Source organism: Nocardia sp. NPDC019395, assembly GCF_040632335.1.
Taxonomy (GTDB): Bacteria; Actinomycetota; Actinomycetes; order Mycobacteriales; family Mycobacteriaceae; genus Nocardia.
In genome coordinates this window covers 197300-220178 of the sequence record NZ_JBEYBT010000005.1, presented here as the reverse complement: position 1 = coordinate 220178, position 22879 = coordinate 197300, and the positions used below count along the sequence as shown (strand labels likewise).

The 22879-nt window shown below is 65.5% G+C and carries 19 protein-coding genes; 11 read left to right on the top strand and 8 right to left on the bottom strand.

Annotation, left to right across the window (positions count from 1 at the left end; all coding sequences use genetic code 11):
• Positions 1–7 precede the first annotated feature (7 nt).
• Together ABZ827_RS16615 and ABZ827_RS16610 are read left to right on the top strand one after the other, a co-directional pair.
• Entirely contained in the window at positions 8–3532 is a 3525-nt protein-coding gene (locus ABZ827_RS16615; protein WP_357237638.1) for a DNA-directed RNA polymerase subunit beta, read from the top strand.
• A gap of 109 nt (positions 3533–3641) precedes the next feature.
• The gene (locus tag ABZ827_RS16610) at positions 3642–7595 is read left to right on the top strand and encodes a DNA-directed RNA polymerase subunit beta' (protein ID WP_357237637.1); all 3954 of its coding nucleotides are present in this window, start codon (positions 3642–3644) and stop codon (positions 7593–7595) included.
• 150 nt (positions 7596–7745) lie between these two features.
• Here ABZ827_RS16610 and ABZ827_RS16605 read toward each other — a convergent pair whose 3' ends face one another.
• On the bottom strand, positions 7746–8618 hold the full coding sequence (locus ABZ827_RS16605) for a formate/nitrite transporter family protein (RefSeq protein ID WP_357237636.1): 873 nt from the start codon (positions 8616–8618) through the stop codon (positions 7746–7748).
• A gap of 259 nt (positions 8619–8877) precedes the next feature.
• Here ABZ827_RS16605 and cynS point away from each other — a divergent pair, with 259 nt between their 5' ends.
• From cynS to ABZ827_RS16590, 3 genes are all read left to right on the top strand, one after another.
• Positions 8878–9327 (top strand): cyanase, encoded by a 450-nt coding sequence (gene cynS / locus ABZ827_RS16600; protein WP_357237635.1) that lies wholly within the window; start codon positions 8878–8880, stop codon positions 9325–9327.
• A 149-nt stretch (positions 9328–9476) separates the two neighbouring features.
• Positions 9477–9836, top strand: a complete 360-nt coding sequence (locus ABZ827_RS16595) for a metalloregulator ArsR/SmtB family transcription factor (RefSeq protein ID WP_357237634.1) — start codon at positions 9477–9479, stop codon at positions 9834–9836.
• Positions 9833–10315, top strand: coding sequence for an SRPBCC family protein (locus ABZ827_RS16590; protein WP_357237633.1), 483 nt, complete (start codon positions 9833–9835; stop codon positions 10313–10315). The genes ABZ827_RS16595 and ABZ827_RS16590 overlap by 4 nt, the downstream gene beginning before the upstream one ends.
• Positions 10316–10358: 43 nt before the next feature.
• Here the strand turns inward: ABZ827_RS16590 and ABZ827_RS16585 are convergent, their stop codons facing one another.
• Complete coding sequence (locus ABZ827_RS16585; protein WP_357237632.1) at positions 10359–11369, bottom strand: aldo/keto reductase; 1011 nt, start codon at positions 11367–11369, stop codon at positions 10359–10361.
• A 101-nt stretch (positions 11370–11470) separates the two neighbouring features.
• Here ABZ827_RS16585 and ABZ827_RS16580 point away from each other — a divergent pair, with 101 nt between their 5' ends.
• Positions 11471–12361 carry a helix-turn-helix transcriptional regulator gene (locus ABZ827_RS16580; RefSeq protein WP_357237631.1) on the top strand — a complete coding sequence of 297 codons (891 nt, stop codon included), beginning with the start codon at positions 11471–11473 and terminating at the stop codon, positions 12359–12361.
• Here the strand turns inward: ABZ827_RS16580 and ABZ827_RS16575 are convergent.
• The 4 genes from ABZ827_RS16575 to ABZ827_RS16560 all read right to left on the bottom strand — a co-directional run bounded on the left by ABZ827_RS16575 (position 12322) and on the right by ABZ827_RS16560 (position 15204).
• Positions 12322–13338 (bottom strand): aldo/keto reductase, encoded by a 1017-nt coding sequence (locus ABZ827_RS16575; protein WP_357237630.1) that lies wholly within the window; start codon positions 13336–13338, stop codon positions 12322–12324. The two genes, ABZ827_RS16580 and ABZ827_RS16575, sit on opposite strands and share 40 nt — an antisense overlap.
• Positions 13339–13351: 13 nt before the next feature.
• Complete coding sequence (locus tag ABZ827_RS16570; RefSeq protein ID WP_357237629.1) at positions 13352–13792, bottom strand: MerR family transcriptional regulator; 441 nt, start codon at positions 13790–13792, stop codon at positions 13352–13354.
• A 130-nt stretch (positions 13793–13922) separates the two neighbouring features.
• The gene (locus ABZ827_RS16565) at positions 13923–14903 is read right to left on the bottom strand and encodes a pirin family protein (RefSeq protein ID WP_357237628.1); all 981 of its coding nucleotides are present in this window, start codon (positions 14901–14903) and stop codon (positions 13923–13925) included.
• Positions 14896–15204, bottom strand: a complete 309-nt coding sequence (locus tag ABZ827_RS16560) for a GNAT family N-acetyltransferase (protein WP_357237627.1) — start codon at positions 15202–15204, stop codon at positions 14896–14898. The genes ABZ827_RS16565 and ABZ827_RS16560 overlap by 8 nt, the downstream gene beginning before the upstream one ends.
• A 180-nt stretch (positions 15205–15384) precedes the next feature.
• Between ABZ827_RS16560 and ABZ827_RS16555 the strand changes: the two genes are divergently transcribed.
• Positions 15385–15588 carry a hypothetical protein gene (locus ABZ827_RS16555; RefSeq protein ID WP_357237728.1) on the top strand — a complete coding sequence of 68 codons (204 nt, stop codon included), beginning with the start codon at positions 15385–15387 and terminating at the stop codon, positions 15586–15588.
• Positions 15589–15625: 37 nt separating this feature from the next.
• Here the strand turns inward: ABZ827_RS16555 and ABZ827_RS16550 are convergent, their stop codons facing one another.
• Complete coding sequence (locus ABZ827_RS16550) at positions 15626–16117, bottom strand: histidine phosphatase family protein (protein ID WP_357237626.1); 492 nt, start codon at positions 16115–16117, stop codon at positions 15626–15628.
• Between the two features lie 175 nt (positions 16118–16292).
• On the opposite strand from ABZ827_RS16550, the gene ABZ827_RS16545 reads away from it, so the two are divergent.
• Entirely contained in the window at positions 16293–17966 is a 1674-nt protein-coding gene (locus tag ABZ827_RS16545) for a 4Fe-4S binding protein (RefSeq protein WP_357237625.1), read from the top strand.
• A 366-nt stretch (positions 17967–18332) separates the two neighbouring features.
• Here ABZ827_RS16545 and coaA read toward each other — a convergent pair whose 3' ends face one another.
• On the bottom strand, positions 18333–19265 hold the full coding sequence (gene coaA, locus ABZ827_RS16540; RefSeq protein ID WP_357237624.1) for a type I pantothenate kinase: 933 nt from the start codon (positions 19263–19265) through the stop codon (positions 18333–18335).
• Between the two features lie 275 nt (positions 19266–19540).
• Between coaA and ABZ827_RS16535 the strand changes: the two genes are divergently transcribed.
• The 3 genes from ABZ827_RS16535 (at position 19541) to ABZ827_RS16525 (ending at position 22679) form a co-directional block, all read left to right on the top strand.
• A complete protein-coding gene (locus tag ABZ827_RS16535; protein ID WP_357237623.1) occupies positions 19541–20731 on the top strand; it encodes a DUF885 domain-containing protein in 1191 nt (396 codons plus the stop codon).
• An 83-nt stretch (positions 20732–20814) separates the two neighbouring features.
• Positions 20815–22107, top strand: coding sequence for a serine hydroxymethyltransferase (glyA, locus tag ABZ827_RS16530; protein WP_357237622.1), 1293 nt, complete (start codon positions 20815–20817; stop codon positions 22105–22107).
• Positions 22108–22265: 158 nt separating this feature from the next.
• Complete coding sequence (locus tag ABZ827_RS16525; RefSeq protein ID WP_357237621.1) at positions 22266–22679, top strand: limonene-1,2-epoxide hydrolase family protein; 414 nt, start codon at positions 22266–22268, stop codon at positions 22677–22679.
• The last annotated feature ends 200 nt before the right edge of the window (positions 22680–22879 follow it).

The window sequence follows — 22879 nt, the reverse complement described above, 5'->3', positions numbered from 1 at the left end:
GCGTGAGGTGCTGGAAGGACGCATCTTGGCAGTCTCCACCCAGACAAGCGCCAATACGAAGCTGGGAGTTTCAGGGGGTATCCCCGGGGCTCCATTGCGGGTGTCTTTCGCGAAGCTCCGGGAGCCGCTGGAGGTGCCCGGACTTCTCGATCTACAAACGGAATCTTTCGCCTGGCTGGTCGGCACGCCGGAATGGCGTGAGCGGGCCGCCGCTCGCGGCGACGGCGGGCTGGCCGGCGGGCTCGAGGAGGTCCTCGAAGAGCTTTCGCCGATCGAGGACTTCTCCGGCTCGATGTCCCTGTCCTTCTCCGATCCGCGCTTCGAAGAGGTCAAGGCCTCCATCGACGAGTGCAAAGACAAGGACATGACCTACGCGGCGCCGTTGTTCGTCACCGCGGAGTTCATCAACAACAACACCGGTGAGATCAAGAGCCAGACGGTCTTCATGGGAGATTTCCCGATGATGACCGATAAGGGCACCTTCATCATCAACGGCACCGAGCGTGTCGTGGTGTCCCAGCTGGTGCGCTCGCCGGGCGTCTACTTCGACCAGTCGGTCGACAAGAGCACCGAAAAGGATCTGCACAGCGTCCGGGTCATCCCGAGCCGTGGCGCCTGGCTGGAATTCGACGTCGACAAGCGCGATACCGTCGGCGTGCGAATCGACCGTAAGCGTCGTCAGCCCGTCACCGTTCTGCTCAAGGCCCTCGGCTGGACCAACGAGGAGATCGCCGAGCGGTTCGGTTTCTCCGAGATCATGATGTCCACGCTGGAGAAGGACAACACCGCCGGCCAGGACGAGGCGCTGCTCGATATCTACCGCAAACTGCGGCCGGGCGAACCGCCGACCAAGGAATCCGCGCAGACCCTGCTGGAGAACCTGTTCTTCAAGGAGAAGCGTTACGACCTGGCCCGCGTCGGCCGCTACAAGGTCAACAAGAAGCTGGGCGTCAACGCCGGCGTCCCGGTCAAGGGCTCGGTGCTGACCAAGGACGATATCGTCGCGATCATCGAATACCTGGTTCGCCTGCATCAGGGCGACCGGATGATGACCGTTCCCGGCGGTGTCGAGGTTCCGGTCGAGGTCGACGATATCGATCACTTCGGTAACCGGCGTATCCGTACGGTCGGCGAACTCATCCAGAACCAGATCCGTGTCGGTCTGTCCCGGATGGAACGTGTCGTGCGTGAGCGCATGACCACCCAGGACGTCGAGGCCATCACGCCGCAGACCCTGATCAATATCCGTCCCGTCGTGGCGGCGATCAAGGAGTTCTTCGGCACCTCGCAGCTGTCGCAGTTCATGGACCAGAACAACCCGCTCTCGGGCCTGACTCATAAGCGCCGCCTGAACGCGCTGGGTCCGGGTGGTCTTTCCCGTGAGCGCGCCGGCCTCGAAGTTCGTGACGTCCACCCGTCGCACTACGGCCGTATGTGCCCCATCGAGACCCCGGAAGGCCCGAACATCGGCCTGATCGGTTCGCTGGCGGTGTACGCGCGGGTCAATCCGTTCGGCTTCATCGAGACGCCGTACCGGAAGGTCATCGAAGGCCGGGTCACCGACGAGGTCGTCTACCTGACAGCGGACGAGGAGGACCGGCACACGCGTGCCCAGGCCAACTCGGCGGTCCGCGCGGACGGCACCTTCGCCGAGGATCGGATTCTGGCCCGTAAGGGCAATGAGGAGATGGAGTTCGTCGGCCCGCTCGAGGTCGACTATATGGACGTCTCGCCGCGCCAGATGGTGTCGGTGGCGACCGCCATGATTCCGTTCCTCGAACACGACGACGCCAACCGTGCCCTGATGGGTGCGAATATGCAGCGTCAGGCCGTACCGCTGATCCGTTCCGAATCGCCGCTGGTCGGCACCGGTATGGAGCTGCGGGCCGCGGTCGACGCCGGCGATGTGGTCGTGAACGAGAAGCCCGGTGTGGTGGAGGAGGTCTCCGCCGACTACATCACCGTCATGCACGACGACGGCACCCGGCGCAGCTACCGGATGCGTAAGTTCGCCCGCTCCAACCAGGGCACCTGCGCCAACCAGCGGCCGATCGTGGACGAGGGTCAGCGGGTCGAATACGGCCAGGTGCTGGCCGACGGGCCGTGCACCGAGAACGGCGAGATGGCGCTCGGCAAGAACCTGCTCGTGGCGATCATGCCGTGGGAGGGTCACAACTACGAGGACGCGATCATCCTGTCGCAGCGCCTCGTGGAGGACGATGTCCTGACCTCGATCCATATCGAAGAGCACGAGATCGACGCCCGTGACACCAAACTGGGCGCCGAGGAGATCACCCGGGATATCCCGAACGTCTCCGACGAGGTGCTGGCCGATCTGGACGAGCGTGGCATCGTGCGTATCGGCGCCGAGGTTCGTGACGGCGACATCCTGGTCGGCAAGGTCACCCCGAAGGGCGAGACCGAGCTCACTCCGGAGGAGCGGCTGCTGCGCGCGATCTTCGGTGAGAAGGCGCGCGAGGTGCGCGATACCTCGCTGAAGGTCCCGCACGGTGAGTCCGGCAAGGTCATCGGCATCCGGGTGTTCTCCCGCGAGGACGACGACGATCTGCCTCCGGGCGTGAACGAGCTGGTCCGGGTGTACGTGGCGCAGAAGCGCAAGATCCAGGACGGCGACAAGCTGGCCGGCCGGCACGGCAACAAGGGTGTTATCGGCAAGATCCTGCCGACCGAGGATATGCCGTTCATGCCGGACGGCACCCCGGTCGACATCATCCTGAACACCCACGGTGTGCCGCGTCGTATGAACATCGGCCAGATCCTGGAAACCCATCTCGGCTGGATCGGCAAGGCGGGCTGGCAGGTCGACGTCGCCGCCGACGGCACCCGCCCGGACTGGGCGCAGGCGCTGCCGGAGCAGATGCTGGGCGCACCGTCGGACTCCAATATCGCGACCCCCGTCTTCGACGGTGCGCGCGAGGAGGAGCTCACCGGTCTGCTCAGCTCGACGCTGCCCAACCGCGACGGTGAGCGGATGGTCAACGACGACGGTAAGTCGACGCTGTTCGACGGACGTTCCGGCGAACCGTTCCCGTACCCGGTGGCGGTCGGCTATATGTACATCCTGAAGCTGCACCACCTGGTCGACGACAAGATCCACGCCCGGTCGACCGGTCCGTACTCGATGATCACCCAGCAGCCGCTCGGTGGTAAGGCGCAGTTCGGCGGTCAGCGCTTCGGTGAAATGGAATGCTGGGCCATGCAGGCCTACGGCGCCGCCTACACCCTGCAGGAACTGCTGACCATCAAGTCCGACGATGTCGTGGGCCGCGTGAAGGTCTACGAGGCGATCGTCAAGGGCGAGAACATTCCGGAACCGGGCATTCCGGAATCGTTCAAGGTTCTGCTCAAGGAACTCCAGTCGCTGTGCCTCAATGTCGAGGTGCTGTCGTCCGATGGCGCCGCGATCGAGATGCGCGACGGCGACGACGAGGATCTGGAGCGGGCGGCGGCCAATCTGGGCATCAATCTGTCCCGGAACGAAGCGGCCACCGTCGACGATTTGGCGAACTAGGGCGATGGCCGGCTGCCGTACCGGATCACGGCTCGGCACCCGGCCACCGCGTTCGAACCATTAGAGAACTTTTGCTCGTATTCGACCCGAACAGGGGAAAGGAAGTTACGTGCTAGACGTCAACTTCTTCGATGAACTCCGGATCGGCCTGGCCACCGCCGAAGACATCCGCAACTGGTCTTTCGGCGAGGTGAAGAAACCGGAGACCATCAACTACCGCACGCTCAAGCCGGAGAAGGACGGCTTGTTCTGCGAGAAGATCTTCGGTCCCACCCGGGACTGGGAGTGCTACTGCGGTAAGTACAAGCGCGTCCGCTTCAAGGGCATCATCTGTGAACGCTGCGGCGTCGAGGTGACCCGTGCGAAGGTGCGCCGTGAGCGGATGGGCCATATCGAGCTGGCCGCCCCGGTCACCCATATCTGGTATTTCAAGGGTGTGCCGAGCCGGCTCGGCTACCTGCTCGACCTGGCGCCGAAGGATCTGGAAAAGATCATCTACTTCGCCGCCTACGTCATCACCGCTGTCGACGACGAGATGCGGCACAACGAGCTGTCGACGCTCGAGGCGGAGATGGAGGTCGAGAAGAAGACCGTCACCGACCAGCGCGATGCCGATCTCGAGGCCCGGGCCCAGAAGCTCGAGGCCGATCTGGCCGAGCTGGAGGCCGAGGGCGCGAAGTCCGATGTGCGCCGCAAGGTCAAGGACGGCGGCGAGCGCGAGATGAAGCAGCTCCGCGACCGTGCCCAGCGTGAGCTGGACCGGCTCGAGGAGATCTGGAACACCTTCACCAAGCTGGCTCCGAAGCAGCTGATCGTGGACGAGGTGCTCTACCGCGAGCTCATCGACCGTTACGGCGAGTACTTCACCGGCGCGATGGGCGCGGAGTCCATCCAGAAGCTGATGGAGAACTTCGATATCGAGGCCGAGGCCGAGAATCTGCGGGAGACCATCCGCAGCGGTAAGGGTCAGAAGAAGCTGCGCGCGCTCAAGCGGCTCAAGGTCGTCGCGGCGTTCCAGACCAACGGCAACTCGCCGATGGGCATGGTGCTCGACGCTGTTCCGGTGATCCCGCCGGAACTGCGGCCGATGGTCCAGCTCGACGGTGGCCGCTTCGCCACCTCCGACCTGAACGACCTGTACCGCCGCGTGATCAACCGCAACAACCGCCTCAAGCGACTGATCGACCTCGGTGCGCCCGAGATCATCGTCAACAACGAGAAGCGGATGCTGCAGGAGTCCGTGGACGCGCTGTTCGACAACGGCCGTCGTGGCCGGCCGGTCACCGGTCCGGGTAACCGTCCGCTCAAGTCGCTGTCCGATCTGCTCAAGGGCAAGCAGGGCCGCTTCCGGCAGAACCTGCTCGGTAAGCGCGTCGACTACTCCGGTCGTTCGGTTATCGTCGTCGGCCCGCAGCTGAAACTGCATCAGTGCGGTCTGCCGAAGCTGATGGCGCTGGAGCTGTTCAAGCCGTTCGTGATGAAGCGGCTGGTCGACCTGAACCACGCCCAGAACATCAAATCCGCCAAGCGGATGGTGGAGCGGCAGCGGCCGCAGGTGTGGGATGTCCTCGAAGAGGTCATCGCCGAACACCCGGTGCTGCTGAACCGCGCGCCGACCCTGCACCGTCTCGGTATCCAGGCCTTCGAACCGCAGCTGGTGGAAGGTAAGGCCATCCAGCTGCATCCGCTGGTCTGTGAGGCGTTCAACGCCGACTTCGACGGTGACCAGATGGCCGTCCATCTGCCGCTGTCGTCGGAGGCGCAGGCCGAGGCCCGCATCCTGATGCTGTCCTCGAACAACATCCTGTCTCCGGCGTCGGGTCGCCCGCTGGCCATGCCGCGTCTGGACATGGTGACGGGTCTGTTCTATCTGACCCGGCTCGAAGAGGGCGCCAAGGGCGAGTACCAGCCGTCCACCGCCGACGGTCCGGAGCAGGGCGTGTACTCCTCGCCGGCCGAGGCCCAGATGGCGGTCGACCGCGGTGAACTCACCGTGCGGTCGAATATCAAGGTGCGGCTGACCGATCAGCGTCCGCCGAAGGATGTCGAAGCGGAGCTGTTCCCGGACGGCTGGCGGCGCGGCGATGCGTGGACCACGCAGACCACGCTGGGCCGGGTGCTGTTCAACGAACTGCTGCCCGGGGATTACGCCTTCATCAACGAGCCGATGCCGAAGAAGCGGCAGGCGACGATCATCAACGATCTCGCCGAGCGCTACCCGATGATCGTGGTCGCGCAGACCGTCGACAAGCTCAAGGACGCCGGTTTCTACTGGGCCACGCGTTCGGGTGTCACCGTCTCCATGTCGGACGTTCTCGTTCCGCCGGAGAAGGCCGACATCATGGAGCGCTACGAGCAGCAGTCCGATCAGATCGAGAAGAAGTACCAGCGTGGTGCTCTCGATCATCAGGAGCGCAACAACGCCCTGGTGAAGATCTGGCAGGAAGCGACCGAGGAAGTCGGTAGGGCGCTGCGTGCGCACTACCCGGCCGATAACCCGATCATCACGATCGTCGATTCGGGCGCCACGGGTAACTTCACCCAGACCCGTACCCTCGCCGGTATGAAGGGCCTGGTGACGAACCCGAAGGGTGAGTTCATCCCGCGGCCGATCAAGTCCTCGTTCCGTGAGGGCCTGACCGTTCTGGAGTACTTCATCAACACCCACGGCGCGCGTAAAGGTCTGGCCGATACCGCGCTGCGTACCGCCGACTCGGGTTACCTGACCCGTCGTCTGGTGGACGTCTCGCAGGACGTGATCGTGCGCGAGACCGACTGCGCCACCGAGCGCGGCATCGTGGTGCATATCGCGGAGAAGCAGCCGGACGGCACGATGATCCGCGATGCGCATGTGGAGACCTCCGCCTACGCCCGGACGCTCGCGTCCGACGCGCTGGACACCGCCGGCAACGTGGTGGTGGGTAAGGGTGCCGACCTCGGCGACCCGGCCATCGAAGCGCTGCTGGAAGCCGGTATCACCGAGGTCCGGGTCCGCTCCGTGCTGACCTGCGGCACCGGTACCGGGGTCTGCGCGGTCTGCTACGGCCGTTCGATGGCGACCGGCAAGCTGGTCGATATCGGTGAGGCCGTCGGTATCGTCGCCGCTCAGTCCATCGGTGAGCCCGGTACCCAGCTGACCATGCGTACCTTCCACCAGGGTGGTGTCGCGGGTGATGACATCACCGGTGGTCTGCCGCGTGTGCAGGAGCTGTTCGAGGCGCGTGTGCCGAAGGGCAAGGCGCCCATCGCCGAAGTATCGGGCCGGATCCGGCTGGAGGACGACGACCGCTTCTACAAGATCACCATCATTCCCGATGACGGTGGCGACGAAGTGGTCTACGACAAGCTGTCCAAGCGCCAGCGTCTGCGTGTCTTCAAGCACGACGACGGTTCCGAGCGTCTGCTGTCCGACGGCGACCACGTCGAGGTCGGTCAGCAGCTGCTGGAAGGCGCGGCGGATCCGCACGAGGTGCTGCGCGTGATGGGCCCCCGGCAGGTGCAGATCCACCTGGTCCACGAGGTCCAGGAGGTCTACCGCTCGCAGGGTGTGTCGATCCACGACAAGCACATCGAGGTCATCGTCCGCCAGATGCTGCGCCGGGTGACGATCATCGATTCGGGTGCCACCGAGTTCCTGCCCGGTTCGCTCACCGAGCGTGCCGAGTTCGAGGCGTCCAACCGCCGGGTCGTCGCCGAGGGCGGCGAGCCCGCGGCCGGCCGTCCGGTGCTGATGGGTATCACCAAGGCGTCGCTGGCCACCGATTCGTGGCTGTCGGCGGCGTCCTTCCAGGAGACCACCCGAGTCCTCACGGATGCGGCCATCAATTGCCGCTCCGACAGGCTCATCGGTCTCAAGGAGAACGTGATCATCGGTAAGCTGATCCCCGCCGGTACCGGTATCAACCGCTACCGCAATATCCAGGTTCAGCCGACCGAAGAAGCACGTGCCGCGGCGTACGCGGTGCCGTCCTACGACGACACCTACTACAGCCCGGAGGGCTTCGGTGCCGCCACCGGTGCCGCGGTCCCGCTGGACGATTACGGGTTCAGCGACTACCGGTAATCGCCTGACGGTTGTCAGCAGTTCGGCCCCGCTCCGTTTTCGGAGCGGGGCCGAACTGTGTGATGCCCCGAAGATCCGGAAGATCTCGTGCTGATTCCAATATCGGCGCCTTGTACTCAGTTGTTGGATAAGTGAGTACAAGAGGGGGTTTCAGGGCCGTGCGCTGGTCTCGGCCGGTGTGCTTTCGGCTGCTGTACCGGATTCCGCAGCCGCCGGCCGGGGCCTGGGGTTCCCGGTGCGGGCGTGGGTCGCATAGAGCGTCAGGCCGACGAAGGCCAGACCGCCTACGAGATTGCCGATCACTGTGGGAATTTCATTCCAGATGAAATAGTCGCCGATGGAGAAATCGCCGCCCAGGAGCAGGCCGGAGGGGAACAGGAACATATTCACGATCGAATGTTCGAAACCCATGTAGAAGAACAGCATGATCGGCATCCACATGGCGATAACCTTGCCGGAGACCGAAGTCGACATCATGGCCGCTACCACGCCCGTGGAGACCATCCAGTTGCACAGCACGCCGCGGATGAAAAGTGTGAGCATTCCGGATGCGCCGTGGTCGGCGTAGCCGACTGTGCGCGAGACGCCGATTTCGCCGAGTCGCTGGCCGACTTCGTTGGGGTCCATCGAGAATCCCATGGTCACGATGATCGCCATCATGACAGCGACGGTGAGCGCGCCCGCGAAATTGCCGACGAACACCAGGCCCCAGTTGCGCAGTACCGCACGCCAATTCACGCCCGGTCTCTTATCGATCCAGGCCAGCGGGACCAGAGTGAATACGCCGGTGAGCAAGTCGAAGCCCAGAAGGTACAGCAGGCAGAAACCGACCGGGAAAAGGACGGCGCCGACCAGCGCATTACCCGTCTGCACGGTGATGGTGACGGCGAACGCGGCGGCGAGGGCCAGGATCGCGCCCGCCATATAGGCGCGGATCACCGTATCGCGGGTGGACATGAATGCCTTCGCTTCTCCGGCGTCGATCATTTTGCCGACGAATTCCGCCGGTTTGAGATAAGACATGACACGTCCTTCGCTTGTAGTGCTCGTGGGCGAAGTGTGCGATGTCCAGATTTCCTGGTCGTATCGAGACGGGCGCGCCCGTGTTACCGGGCCCTCACCGGATCTCGCGGTCCCGTTTGCCTTTTCGGGAGTCGTCGGGTCGTGCATCGAAGTTCGTTATGTATCAGCAAGGTAAATAGTGTGATACCGGTTCGGCCGGCTTTGTCGTGCGGTGGGAGGCTTTCGCTGTTTCCGATGTTTCCCACGCCAGGAGTGTTGTATGGAACCGATCATGAAGAAGAGCGCGGCCGCCGATCTCGTTGTCGCGGCACGTATTCGGCGGGGGCTGTCCTGGGCCGATATTGCCGGCGCACTCGGCGCTCCGCTGGTGTGGACCACGGCCGCGCTGCTCGGGCAGCATCCGATGACGGCGGAGCAGGCCCGGCAGGTGTGTGATCTGCTCGGGTTGGACGACGCGGTGGCGGAGAGCTTGAGCCTGCAGCCTGCCCGTGCTGCCGATCCAGCTCTGATGAGTGATCCCACGATCTATCGATTCGTGGAAGCGATCTCTGTGTACGGGCCCGCGCTCAAGGAATTGATCCATGAGGAGTTCGGGGACGGGATCATGAGCGCGATCAATTTCAAGGTCGATTTCGCGCGCCGTCCGGATCCCGATGGGGACCGGGTGGTCATCACCTTCGACGGGAAGTTCCTCGACTATCGGTGGTGAGGGGCCGCGTCCAGCCGTTCGTGGGCGGGCGCGGTAGGTGATCGGTGAGGCGACGGTTGTGGCCGCGGCCGGGGAGCCCTCGGCCGGCGGCTCCGCAAGTTTCGGATGGCCTGTTGACTTTCCAGGGTCACGGCTCAATACTGAACTAGATGGTTCAGTATGAGTTCTTGGACGTCTCCTTCGGGGCGCTCGCGGACCCCACCAGGCGGGGCATCCTCGAGCGGCTCGGCCGTGGCCCCGCCACCGTCAGTGAACTGGCCGACGATTTCTCGATGACCCTCACCGGCATCAAGAAGCACATCCAGCTGCTCGAGGACGCCGGAATGGTGATCACCGAGAAGCAGGGCCGGGTTCGGTACTGCCGGATCGGCGCCGATGTTTTCGAACGGGAGGTGGCCTGGATGCAGAGCTACCGGCGGATGCTGGAAGCGCGCATGGACCGTCTCGGCGAATTCCTGCAACGAACGCGTCTCGGCGAATTCCTGCAACGAACGGAGCACGAGAAATGAGCACCAGTACCGAAGAAGCCGTAGTCACGCCGGCCGCGGATCGCGAGATCCGGGTGGAACGTGTTTTCAACGCATCCCGGGAGCGGGTGTGGGATGCCTACACCCGGCTCGAACAGTTGATCCAATGGTGGGGCCGTGGGCATCAGGTCGACGTCGAGCGCTGGGAGTTCCGTGCCGGCGGGCACTGGCGTTTCGTCGAACACGATCAGGGCCAGGCCCACGGGTTCGAGGGCCGGATCCGGGAGATCGTGCCGCAGGAGCGAATCGTGCAGTCCTTCGAATGGGACGGTATGCCCGCCCATATCGCGATCGACGCGGCGACGTTCGAAGATCTCGGTGACGGGCGTACCCGGGTTGTCACCGTCAGTCAGTTCCACACACCGGAAGAACGGGACGGCATGCTGCAGTCCGGTATGGCCGAGGGGCTCAATGACAGCTACCGGGCGCTGGACGCCCTGCTGGCGAAACAGTCCGGCTGAGCGAGTATCTCGGCCCCGGTTCGGACCGGGGCCGAGTGGCGGGTCACCGCTCGCTGTCCAGTGTGGTCATCAGAGGTTCGGGGTAGCGGCTCCCGATTACCGCCTCGGCCGGGACGGCCTCGCTGATCGCGGCCTGCTCCGCCGGAGTGAGCGAGATGGCCGCGGCGGCGATCGACTCGGCCCAGCGCCGCGGGGTGCGGGTGCCGATCAGCGGGACGATATCGTCGCCGCGGCTCAGCACCCAGGCGATGGCCAGCTGCGCGGTGGTTATGCCCTTTTCCGCGGCCAGACCGGCCAGGGTGTCGACCAACTTCAAGTTGGCCATGAGATTCTCGCCCTGGAAACGGGGGATGCCCGCCCGAGAATCCGACACCACGGCATTTGCGCGCCCGCGGAGCGAATCGCTGAGCAGGCCCCGGGAGAGCACGCCGTAGGCGGTGATTCCGATGCCGAGTTCGCGGCAGGTGGGCAGGATCTCGGCTTCGATACCGCAGGAGAACAGGGAGTACTCGATTTGCAGGTCGGCGATCGGGTGCACCGCGGCGGCGCGGCGCAGGGTTTCCGCGCCCACCTCGGACAGCCCGATATGCCGGACGTAGCCGGCCTCGATCAGTTCGGAAACGGCGCCGACGGTGTCCTCGATCGGGACCGCGGGGTCCAGCCGCGCCGGGCGATAGATATCGAGGTAGTCCACCCCGAGCCGGCGCAGGCTGTAGCTCACGAAGTTCTTCACCGCGGCGGGCCGGGTGTCCATACCCTGCCAGCTGATATCCGGACCCATCATGGCCCCGAACTTCACGCTGAGGGTGATCTCCTCGCGGGCCCGGTCGGCGATCGCCCGGCCGACCAGCATCTCGTTGTGGCCGCTGCCGTAGAAATCGCCGGTATCGATGAGTCCGGCGCCGGAATCGAGCGCGGCGTGGATGGTGGCGATCGACTCCGCCTCGTCGGCGGGGCCGTACACGCCCGACAGGCCCATCGCGCCGTAGCCGATACGTCCGACCGTGGGGCCGGTGCTGCCCAGCTTCGAGGTCTGCATCTGTGTGTTCGTCATGCACTCCAGGCTGGCGTGCCGCTCGCGCCGTAGGCAGAGACGCTTTATCGGGGGAGCGGCGATCCCTGGCTCGCAATGCCGGGGTGCGCCACAGTGGAGGTATGGAGCGTAGCGAACTCGCCGATTTCCTTCGCCGCCGCCGCGAGCAGCTGACGCCTTCGGCTGTCGGGCTGCCCGCCGGTTCGCGCCGCCGGACGCCGGGGCTGCGCCGCGACGAGGTGGCTCAGCTCGCTGGGATCTCCACCGACTACTACACCCGGTTGGAGCAGGCCCGGGGTCCGCGGCCGTCCACACAGGTCCTGGCCGCGCTTACCCGGGCACTGCGGTACACCAGCGATGAACGCGATCACGTCTACCTGCTGTGCGATCATGCGCCGCCGCGCGGCAGCGGGCCCGATAAACATGTCGGGCCGGGAATGATGCACGTGCTGGCGAAGCTGGACGACACACCGGCGGCCGTGATCACCGACCTCGGCGAAACCCTGGTGCAGAACCGGATGCATATCCTGCTGATCGGTGACCAGAGCGCGTTGCCCGGCCGGAATCGTTTCTTTGCCTGGCGCTGGTTCACCGATCCGGTTGCTCGTGATTTCTGCCCGCCGCAGGACGTGGACCGGATATCGCGACGGCAGGTGGCCGATCTGCGCGCCACCGCGGCACGGCGCGCGAAGGACCCCGAAGTGCTCGATTTCGTCGGCGCGCTCCGCGCGGCCAGCGTCGAATTCGATCGGCTATGGAACGAACACCAGGTGAGCGTGCGACTTTCCGATATCAAGAGCATTGTGCACCCGGAAGTCGGCGTGATCGCTTTCGACTGTGAAACCCTGCTCACCACCAGCGCCACCCAGCGGCTGCTGATCTACCGGCCCCGGCCGGGCACCGATGCCGCGGAGAAACTGGAGTTGCTGCGCGTTATCGGTACCCAGCGGCTGGACGAATCGGCGGACCTGCCCTATTCGCGGCCCGCCGATGTGAAGGACATATCCGCGTAGCGCGGTCCCGCCACCTGTTCGGCGATCGGTTCGAGCCGGCCCAGTTCGGCCGAGGTCAGCCCGACGGTCGCCGCCGCCACGTTCTCGGCGAGTCTCGAACGCTTGCGGGTGCCCGGAATCGGGACGACCGGCAGTCCGTGCTCCTGTGCACGGGAATGCACCCAGGCCAGCGCGACCTGTGCGGGAGTTATACCGCGGTCTTCGGCTATGGCGTGTACGGGCGCCAGCAGGGCGATGTTGTGCGCCGCGTTCGTACCCGTGAAACGCGGCATATGCCGCCGGAAATCGGTGTCGTTCAGATCGTCGGCGCGGGCGAACGACCCGGTGAGAAATCCGCGCCCGAGCGGGGAGTAGGGCACGAAGGTGACGCCCAGCTCGGCGGCGGCGGGCACCGCGGTGCGTTCGACGTCCCGGGAGAACAGCGACCACTCCGACTGCACGGCCGCGATCGGATGGACGGCGTGCGCGGCGCGCAGTTCGTCACCGGTGACCTCGGAGAGCCCGAGGGCGCGAACCTTGCCCGCACGGACGAGTTCGGCCATCACTCCGACCGTCTCCTCGATCGGTACCGCGGGGTCGCGCCGGTGCATGTAGTAGAGGTCGATCGTGTCGATTCCGAGCCTGCGCAGACTCGCGTCCACGGCGCCACGGATGTAGCCGGGTGAGTTGTCGATGCCGCGGTAATGGATGTCGTCCGGTTTGCGGACGATGGCGAATTTGGTGGCCAGCGTGATCTGTTCCCGATTGGCGCGGACGAAATCGGCGAGGAATTCCTCGTTGTCGCCGGACCCGTATATATCGGCGGTATCGAACAGTGTGACACCGAGTTCGAGCGCACGGTCCAGTGTCGCGCGGGATTCCGCGCGGTCGGTGGGGCCGTAGAACTCGCTCATACCCATACAACCCAGGCCCTGGATGCCGACGCGGATTCCGTCGGAGCCCAGCGGGGTTGCCGGGAGTGCTGCGGGGGTGGTCATGCGGAGGTTCCCTTCACGATGCGGCGTTATCGGGTGACCGGGCGGCGTCGGGCGCGGTGTGCTCTTCGTAGATCGCGATCTTGTGATCCAGAACCGCCATGGTCTGCTGTAGTTCGGCGATTCGGTCGAGGACTTCGGCGCGGGTCGCGCGGAACATCGCGAGCCGCTCGGGAACGGTGTTCTCACCGGCCCGGACCAGCTCCGCGTAGCGGATCATATCGGCCACCGACATCCCGGTCGTGCGCAAGCGCGTGATCAGGGTCAGCCATTCCAGGTCCCGGTCGCTGAACCGGCGTTTGCCGGTGTGGTCGCGGCCGATATGGGAGAGCAGACCGATGCGCTCGTACCAGCGCAGCGTGTCCTGGCTGAGCCCGCAGTGCCGGGCGGCCGCGCTGATCGTATGCCGGGGGAGATCCCGGCCGGGCTCGTCCCGATTCAGTTCGGATACGCTCACGGGCCACCCTTCGTGCCGAATTATTCTGCGCCACAAAACTTTCTGCTCTGGGCGCCGATGCCCTCTCGTCGAACACCGATAACGCTAGCCACCTGGAGTGGACTCCAGGCAAGCGGTGATTGCGGAGTCTTCAGCCGCGCGGCCGCCGACTCCTCGGCTTCAACTGCCCGCCGGGCAGCGGCGGAGCCGGGATGCGCTGCTCCGGCGGATGGCCGTCGATATCTCCGAAACGTGCCGTATTGTGCTGCTCCCAGTCCGTGCGCGCCGCGGCGATCTCAGCATGGTCGCGGGCGACGAAGTTCCACCACATCACCAATTCCGCGGCCAGCGGCTCGCCGCCGATCAGCGCGAACCGGCCGCCGGTCGCGCTGGACAGGTCCAGCTCCGTGCGCCCGGTACCCAGGTACAGCAGCGGACCGGGCGCCAACTCGACCCCGGCCACCGTTACCGCGCCCGCGACCACCAGAACCGCGTACTCGAACTCGGGATGCACCGGCAGGGTGGTCGTGGTGGCGGGGTCGATCTCGATATCCGCGCCCACCAGCGGGGTGTAGATCATCGCCGGCGAAGTCACCCCGGCAAGCGTTCCCATCAACACCGTGGCGTGCAGACCCGGCGCGCGATGGACCGGCAGTTCGCGGTGCTGCTCGAAATGCGGTGCGATCTCGCGATGATCATCGGGCAGCGCGATCCACAGCTGCAGTCCGCGACCGGCGGGGGAATCGGGCACGGTGTATTCCGAATGCGCGATACCGCGGCCGGAGGTCATCAGATTGAGCTGCCCCGGTTCGATCCGGACATCCGAGTGGACCGAATCCCGATGCCTGATCATGCCCTCGAAAGGCCAGGTCACGGTCTGTAGGCCGATATGCGGGTGCGGATCGATATCGGGTGGAGCGCCGGTAGTGGTCACCGTCGGCGCGCCGAAATAGTCCAGGAAGCACCAGGCTCCCACCGTCGGCAGATCCCGCTGCGGCAGCGTGCGCTCGACATAGGTTCCGCGCACCCCGCCCAGCGGTACCTCCCGTGCCGGATACAGCTCGGCCACCGGACCCGGGCCGAGGACCGGTTCGCACAGTGTTTCGGCCGGGTGTGGGTCGAGATCACTCACTGCCGGTGCCGACCACATGCGCGGAGTATTCGGGATGCTTCTCCAGGTAGCCACGGATGAACGGGCATTCCGGCCGGATCTTCCGTTCGCGTTCGACGGTATCGCCGATCGCGAACCCGGCGAGTTTGCTGCCCAACCCCTTACCCTCGAAAGCCGAGTCGATCTCGGTATGGGTGAATACCGTTTCCGAGCCGCGTTCGGTGTATTCGGCGAATCCGGCCAGATCGCCGCCGTAGAACACCTCGTAGCGGTCCTTGTCCGCGTTGCGGACAACTGTGCTCTGCTCGGTTGCTTCAGCCATCTCCGCATTTCCTCTCGGTCGGGATCACTGTCCCCGCCGGTCTGGGCCGCCGGGGTCCGCCGAGCGCCAGCGTACTCAGCCCGCCCGGCCGGGACACCGCCTGGACGGAACGGAACCGGCGGGCGGGCCGGCCGGATCCCGAGCCCCCCAGCGCATCCGGTGCCGAAGACGTAACCTGGGATTATGGCGAAGGAAATCGACCGGATCCGGGCGCGTTCCGCCTGGGCCACGGTCAAGGAAAGCCCGGTGATCACCGCCATCGCGGTGGCACCGATCGTGGTGGTGTTCGGGCTGGTCTGGTGGCTGATCGGCGGCTGGGCCGCATTCCTGCTGCTGGTGCTGCTCGGCGCCGGAGCGGTATTCGGCGGCAAACTGCTGCGCTGAGCGGTCGAAACCTGCCGGGCCGAACGGCCGCGCCGGCTCAGCGAGGGACGTGGAATGTCACCAGGTCGCCCGTACCGGGTAGCACCTCGTCCCAGGCCTGCGCGAAGCGCAGCACCGCCAGCGCCGAGGTGGGAAACTTGCGGCTGATCCGCAGCGCGTCCTCGGTGTCGTGCTCGGCCGCCAGATCCCACGCCGTCTGCGGCATCCCCGGAGCGTGCCCGATCACCAGCAGGGTCGCCGCCGCCGGGTCGGTCATCTGGATCAGTTCGATCAGATCGTCGGGCTCGGCCCCGTAGATGCCGGCATCGAATTCGACCGGGGCGGCGATACCGGTAGCGGCGAGGGTCTCGCGGGTGCGGGTCGCGGTGGAGCAGCGCACTGCGTCCACGGCCGGCACGGTGGTACGTAACCAGTCTCCGGCCAGCGCGGCTTCACGCCGGCCGCGCGGTGCCAGCGGGCGCTCATGGTCCTCGGTTCCCGGCGGATACGCCGACTTTCCGTGCCGCATCAAGATCAGAGTCCGGGTCATGAGACCACCGTAGGCACCCTCGGTGCGGAGATACATAACACACTCGAGGCAAACTGAAAGCGGAGTCACAATGGAGGTGGCCCGGCGATCCCGGTCCGCGCTCGATTGTCACGCCCTGCCCACCGCAACCCGGAAGGCACCAGCCCGCACATAAGTCTCGAGGATCTGCACAAATATGGCCTACGTAATCACGCAGCGTTGTTGTAACGATGCCAGCTGCGTTTCCGAGTGCCCGGTCGACTGCATCCGCCCGACTCCGGACCAGCCGGAATTCGCCACGACCGAAATGCTCTACATCGACCCCGACACCTGCATCGACTGCGGCGCCTGTGTCGACGCGTGCCCGGTGGAGGCCATCTTCTCCGAGGACGATCTCTCCGCGTCGCTGGCCCGCTTCCGGGATATCAACGCCGCCTGGTTCGAGCGGCATCCCCTGGAATCCAACCTGGACCCGATCTCCACCCCGGTGCGACCGCCCAAGGAGCTGGGCACGCTCCGCGTCGCCATCGTCGGAGCCGGCCCGGCGGCCGCCTACGCGGCCGACGAGTTGCTGCGCCGATGCGATGTCCAGGTGGAGATGTTCGACCGGCTACCCACGCCGTGGGGCCTGGTCCGGGCGGGTGTGGCCCCCGACCACCCCGGTACCAAAACGGTGGCCGGGATGTTCGAATCGGCCTTCCGCCGCGACACCCTGCAGTACTACCTGAACGTCGAGGTCGGTAAACACATCAGCCACGAAGAACTGCTGGCACATCACCACGCGGTCCTCTACGCGGTCGGTGCGTCCTCGGATCGGCGGATGGATGTGCCGGGGGAGGATCTGCCCGGTAGCCACTCCGCGACCGAATTCGTGGCCTGGTACAACGGCCATCCCGACTACGCCGACCGCACCTTCGACCTGTCGGGGGAGCGGGCGATCATCGTCGGTAACGGCAACGTCGCACTCGACGTTGCCCGGGTACTGACCGTGCATCCGGACGAACTGGCGAAAACCGATATCGCCGACCACGCCCTGGCCGCCCTGCGCGACAGCAATATCCGGGAAGTGGTGGTACTGGGCCGCCGCGGACCACTGCAGGCCGCCTACACGTCACCGGAATTCCTGGCGCTCGAGCATCTGTCCGGAGTCGACGTGATCATCGACCCGGCCGAACTGGAACTCGACCCGACCTCGCAGGCCCTGCTCGACGATCCGGATATCGAACCGTCGCTGAAGTTGAAATACACCCTGGCCGAGGAATTCGCCGCGAAATCGCCTACCGAAGGCAATAAGCGGATCGTCTTCAAGTACCTGGCCTCGCCCACCGAGGTGACCGGCACGGACAAGGTCGAAGGGCTGGAGGTCGCCCACAACGAACTGGTCGATATCGACGGTGTACTGAACGCCCGGGCCACCGACCGCACCGGAACCTACGAGGCATCGCTGGTGCTGCGCTCGATCGGCTACCGCGGTGAGCCGGTACCGGATCTGCCGTTCGACGATAAGCGTGCGGTGGTGCCCAACGAACACGGGCGGGTCACCGGCCCCGACGGCACACCACTGACCGGCGTGTACGTCAGCGGCTGGATCAAACGGGGACCACGCGGAGTGATCGGCTCGAACCGGATCGATTCGGAGGAAACGGTCGAAGGCCTGATCTCGGACTTCATGTCGGGCAAACTGGTTGCCCCTGAGGGCGACCGCGACGCCCTGCGTGCCCTGGTACAGGAACGCCAGCCGGATCTGGTGGACAGGGTCGGCTGGAAGGCGATCGACCAGGCGGAACGCGGCGCCGGAAAGGAATCGGGGCGTCCCCGGGTCAAGTTAACGACCCGGCCCGACTTGTTGCAGGCAGCCAAAGGCGAGTAATTCTCGCCGGCACTGACCCGCGTGGAGCTACCGGGACCATCGGTCCGAGAAGGTGACACGCGGGTCAGTGTTTTTTGGCGCCGCCTGCGGCGTCGCGGGGTTCGGGGCCCCCCTTGGTCTCGTTCTTCACTCCCGGCGCTCAGTCGCTGCGCTCCTTCGCTCTGGTCGCTCCAGAACGAGACGGGCCCCGAACCACCGAGGTGGACTGATCGCATGCAGGAAACGGGGTGGGGGTCGGATGTGGACAGCCTGGCGGTAGGGGATCAAACGCGCCTGACGGCGGCGGCGAGTTCGGACTTTGGGTTTCGGCTCCACGTCGAGCCGAACGTGCCTGACGGAACCCCGCGTGCCGGAGGCGCGCCAAGATTACAGCTTGCGGAGGCGGAGGCGGTTGATGCTGTGGTCGGAGTCTTTGCGTAGCACCAGGGTTGCGCGGGGGCGGGTGGGCAGGATGTTGTCCACCAGGTTTGGGCGGTTGGTGGAGTTCCAGATGTCCTTCGCGGCGGCGGTCGCCTCGGAATCGGTGAACTTCGCGTAATGGTGGAAATGGGCCTTGGGGTCGGCGAAACCTGTGGCGCGCAGGCTCAGGAACCGGCGCACGTACCAGCTTTCGATGTCCTCGATACGGGCGTCTACGTAGATCGAGAAGTCGAACAGGTCCGACACCATCAGCCGTGGACCTGTCTGCAGGACATTCAGGCCCTCGACGATGAGGATATCGGGCTGGCGGACGCAGTGGAATTCGCCGGGAACGATGTCGTAGGAGATATGTGAATACACCGGTGCGCATACTTCTTCGGCGCCCGATTTCACCTCTGTCACGAATCGCAGCAGTTTGCGCCGGTCGTAGCTTTCGGGGAAACCCTTGCGGTGCATGATGCCGCGGCGGGTGAGTTCGGCGGTGGGGTAGAGGAATCCGTCGGTTGTCACCAGATCCACGCGCGGATGGTGATCCCAGCGGGCCAGCAGTGCCTGCAGTACGCGGGCGGTGGTGGATTTACCTACCGCGACACTGCCCGCGACCCCGATCACGAACGGCACCTGTTTGTCCGGATGTACTTCGCCGAGGAAGGTGGCGGTGGCCGCGAACAACCGCTGTCTCGCCGCGACCTGCAGATGGATGAGCCGAGCGAGCGGCAGGTAGACCTCTGCGACTTCCTCCAGGTCGATCTGCTCGCCCAGGCCCCGCAGTCCGATCAGTTCCTCTTCGGTGAGCACCAGCGGAGTCGACTTGCGCAGTTCCCGCCACCGTTTCCGGTCGAACTCCACATAAGGGCTGGGCTCGCTCGCCTTGGCCATCTACTCAGCTCCGCTCTGCCGGACACTCGTGCTCGCGGTGCCGTACCTGGGAGATGCCGTGGTCACGGCTGGCTCGACTCCGGTCGATCCGGCGCTCTGGCTGTGCCCTCATGGCTGAATTCTGCCCCCCGGGTACCTCTGGTCCGCAGAGGGGGTCCATTACCGATTGATATAACTACAGACCTCCGGTTATCCCGGCTCGGCGTTCGCAGTAAGGCGGGCCCGACCCGGCGCGAACCGGCCGGTCTCTCGTATTCACGGCTATCGTCGAGATCATGCAAGCCCATCCTCTGGTGACCGAATACCTGCGGCTCGGTCTGTCATTCGACCGGCTCGAAGAGGGTTTTGTCGACGCCTACACCGCCGATCCGCAGCTGCGGCGCGATGTCGAGAACGCGCCCCGGCCCGAACCCCGGGAACTGGCCGTTACCGCCACGCGGTTGCGCGCCGAACTCCTGGCCGCCGGGCTGGGCCCGCGACGAACCGCGTTCCTCGATGCCCATCTGCGGGCATTGGAATGTTCCGGGCGCAAATTCGCGGGCGATGAGATCGGTTTCGTGGACGAGGTCAGCCGGTACTTCGACGTGGATATCGCGCTCGGTGACCCGGCCGAATACCACGAGGCCCACCAGAAGATCGATGAGGTGCTGGGCGGCACGGGCCCGCTCGCCGAGCGGATGGCGGCCCACCGCAAAGCCGACGAAATCCCGCCGGACCGCCTGGAGGCCTGCGTCGAGGCGTTCTCCGGCGCGCTCCGCGAGCTGGTGCGGGCGCGGTACCCACTACCCGATCACGAACATGTCACCTACGAGGTGGTGGGCGATAAACCGTGGTCCGGGTTCAACTACTACCTGGGCAACTACCGCTCGAAGGTCGCGATCAACTCCGATCTGCGTCAGCATATGGCCGTACTGCCGCGGCTCATCGCGCACGAGTCCTACCCGGGCCACCACACCGAACACTGCCGCAAAGAAGCCGGTCTGGTGTCCGCCGGGCACGGTGAGCAGACGATCTTCCTGGTGAACACGCCGCAGTGCCTGATGGCGGAAGGTCTGGCCGATCTGGCGCTGCAATCGATCATCGGGCCGGGCTGGGGTAAATGGGCCCAGGAGATCTACGCGGACCTGGGCCTGCGGTTCGACGGTGAACGCGCGGAGCGGTTGTCGGAGGCCTCGGCGCAATTGCTCGGCGTCCGCCAGGATGCCGCGCTCATGTTGCACGACCAGGGCAAGGACGCGGACGAGGTGGCCGGCTTCCTGGAACGCTGGTCACTGACCACACCCGACCGGGCCCGCCAATCGCTGCGCTTCTTGTCGTCGCCGCTGTGGCGGGCGTATATCAGCACATATGTGGAGGGGTACAAGCTGCTCGGAGGCTGGCTGGATCGAGCTGTCGACGCCGACGAACGGGCCGACCGTTTCCGGCGGCTGCTGGACGAACCGCTCATCCCGTCGTCACTCCGCTGAACACCGCCCGCGCCCCGCAGCCGGTGCCGACGGACACACCACCCGCGGCGTGGCAAGCCAGGACCCATACATACACTGGGCCCGTGACGCAGACGACCGCCTCTGTCAATACTCAGTCTCTCGGTGAGCTCGATCCGGAGCTCGCCGCCGCGATGGCGGGTGAGCTCGCCCGTGAACGCGACACCCTGGAGATGATCGCGTCGGAGAATTTCGTGCCGCGCGCGGTGCTGCAGGCGCAGGGCAGTGTGCTCACCAACAAATATGCCGAGGGGTATCCCGGACGCCGCTACTACGGCGGTTGCGAGCACGTCGACGTGGTGGAGAACCTCGCCCGCGAGCGCGCTAAAGCGCTGTTCGGAGCCGACTTCGCCAACGTCCAGCCGCATTCGGGCGCGCAGGCCAACGCCGCCGTGCTGATGTCGCTGATGGATCCCGGTGACAGGCTGCTCGGTCTCGATCTGGCGCACGGCGGTCATCTCACACACGGGATGCGGCTGAACTTCTCCGGCAAGCTGTACGAGGTCCACTCCTACGGCGTGTCCAAAGAAGACCACCGTGTCGATATGGACAATGTCCGGGCCATCGCCCGCGAGGCCCGGCCGAAGGTGATCGTGGCCGGCTGGTCCGCGTACCCGCGGCACCAGGATTTCGCGGCGTTCCGGGAGATCGCCGACGAGGTCGGCGCCTACCTGTGGGTGGATATGGCGCATTTCGCCGGGCTGGTCGCGGCCGGGCTGCACCCCTCGCCCGTGCCTTACGCCGATGTCGTCTCGTCCACCGTGCACAAAACGCTCGGCGGGCCGCGGTCCGGGCTCATCCTGGCAAAACAGGATTACGCGAAGAAGCTGAACAGTTCGGTGTTCCCGGGCCAGCAGGGCGGGCCGCTCATGCATGTCATCGCGGCCAAGGCGGCGGCTTTCAAGATCGCGGGCACCGAGGAGTTCGCCGAACGGCAGCAGCGTACTGTGTCCGGTGCCAAGATCCTGGCCGAACGTCTCACCGCCGCCGATGTCTCGGGCAACGGGGTCAGCGTGCTCACCGGCGGTACCGATGTGCATCTGGTACTGGTCGACCTGCGCAACTCCGATATCGACGGCCAGCAGGGTGAGGACCTGCTGCACGAAATCGGTATCACGGTGAACCGCAACGCGGTCCCGTTCGACCCACGGCCCCCGATGGTGACCTCCGGTCTGCGGATCGGCACCGCGGCGCTGGCCACCCGCGGCTTCGGCGATACGGAGTTCACCGAGGTCGCCGATATCATCGGCACTGCCCTCGCCGGCGGCGCCGATCTGGACGCGCTGCGGGGCCGGGTGAAGAAGCTGGCCCAGGATGTTCCGCTGTACCAGGGCCTGGAGGACTGGAACCTGCTGTAAGTCTGTTTTTTGCGCTGCCTCCGGCGGCGCAAAAACACAGCCCGACCCAGGGGCGGTGAACTTTGGTCCCCCGAGACCCGTGGTCACCGCACCCTGCTCGTACGGTGCACGCCAACACGTCACCAGCAACCCGAGACCCCCTGGTCTACGCTCGTGTTATGGAAACCGAGCTGAACCAGGACGCAATCACCACGGTCCGCGAGTTCTTCCGCGCGATGGAGGTCGGCGCAATTGATGAGGCGCTCGAGCTCGCGCACCCGGATATGGTCTGGAAGAACACATCGCTTCCGGACGTGAAGGGAGCGCGCCGGGTCGGGAAAGTCTTGCGTGGTCTGGACGGAGACCGGTTCGGGTTCGCTGCGCGGATGCACCATATCGCGGCGGACGGCCCGATCGTGCTCACTGATCGCACCGATATTCTGCGGTTCGGGCCGGTGAGTATCGAGTTCTGGGTTATGGGGACCTTCGAATTGGTGGACGGCCGGATCATCCTGTGGCACGACCACTTCAGCTGGGAGAATTTCCTGCGCGGTACGGCGGTGGGCATCGTCAAGGCGATTCTCGGGCGGTGATTGCGGCGCGGTGATTTCGGCGTCGCGGGGGGCTGTGTTTTCGGCGCCGCCTCCGGTGTCGCGTGGGTCGAGGGACCTACTAATCGCGCTACTCGGTGTAGACCATCGGTGGAGGCGCGCTCTCGGTGTAGACCATCCGCTAGGGGCGCTCTCGGCGTTGATCATCCGTGGGGTAACCCGCGCTCTCGGCGTAGACCATC

Bases quoted from the DNA above. Each gene is read 5' to 3' on its own strand.
- ABZ827_RS16575 (WP_357237630.1), bottom strand. From the start codon at position 13,338: ATGACCACCCCCGCAGCACTCCCGGCAACCCCGCTGGGCTCCGACGGA.
- ABZ827_RS16590 (WP_357237633.1), top strand. From the start codon at position 9,833: ATGAGCACCAGTACCGAAGAAGCCGTAGTCACGCCGGCCGCGGATCGC.
- ABZ827_RS16595 (WP_357237634.1), top strand. From the start codon at position 9,477: ATGGTTCAGTATGAGTTCTTGGACGTCTCCTTCGGGGCGCTCGCGGAC.
- ABZ827_RS16525 (WP_357237621.1), top strand. From the start codon at position 22,266: ATGGAAACCGAGCTGAACCAGGACGCAATCACCACGGTCCGCGAGTTC.
- cynS (WP_357237635.1), top strand. From the start codon at position 8,878: ATGGAACCGATCATGAAGAAGAGCGCGGCCGCCGATCTCGTTGTCGCG.
- ABZ827_RS16585 (WP_357237632.1), bottom strand. From the start codon at position 11,369: ATGACGAACACACAGATGCAGACCTCGAAGCTGGGCAGCACCGGCCCC.
- ABZ827_RS16550 (WP_357237626.1), bottom strand. From the start codon at position 16,117: ATGACCCGGACTCTGATCTTGATGCGGCACGGAAAGTCGGCGTATCCG.
- ABZ827_RS16545 (WP_357237625.1), top strand. From the start codon at position 16,293: ATGGCCTACGTAATCACGCAGCGTTGTTGTAACGATGCCAGCTGCGTT.
- coaA (WP_357237624.1), bottom strand. From the start codon at position 19,265: ATGGCCAAGGCGAGCGAGCCCAGCCCTTATGTGGAGTTCGACCGGAAA.
- ABZ827_RS16560 (WP_357237627.1), bottom strand. From the start codon at position 15,204: ATGGCTGAAGCAACCGAGCAGAGCACAGTTGTCCGCAACGCGGACAAG.
- ABZ827_RS16605 (WP_357237636.1), bottom strand. From the start codon at position 8,618: ATGTCTTATCTCAAACCGGCGGAATTCGTCGGCAAAATGATCGACGCC.
- ABZ827_RS16580 (WP_357237631.1), top strand. From the start codon at position 11,471: ATGGAGCGTAGCGAACTCGCCGATTTCCTTCGCCGCCGCCGCGAGCAG.
- ABZ827_RS16535 (WP_357237623.1), top strand. From the start codon at position 19,541: ATGCAAGCCCATCCTCTGGTGACCGAATACCTGCGGCTCGGTCTGTCA.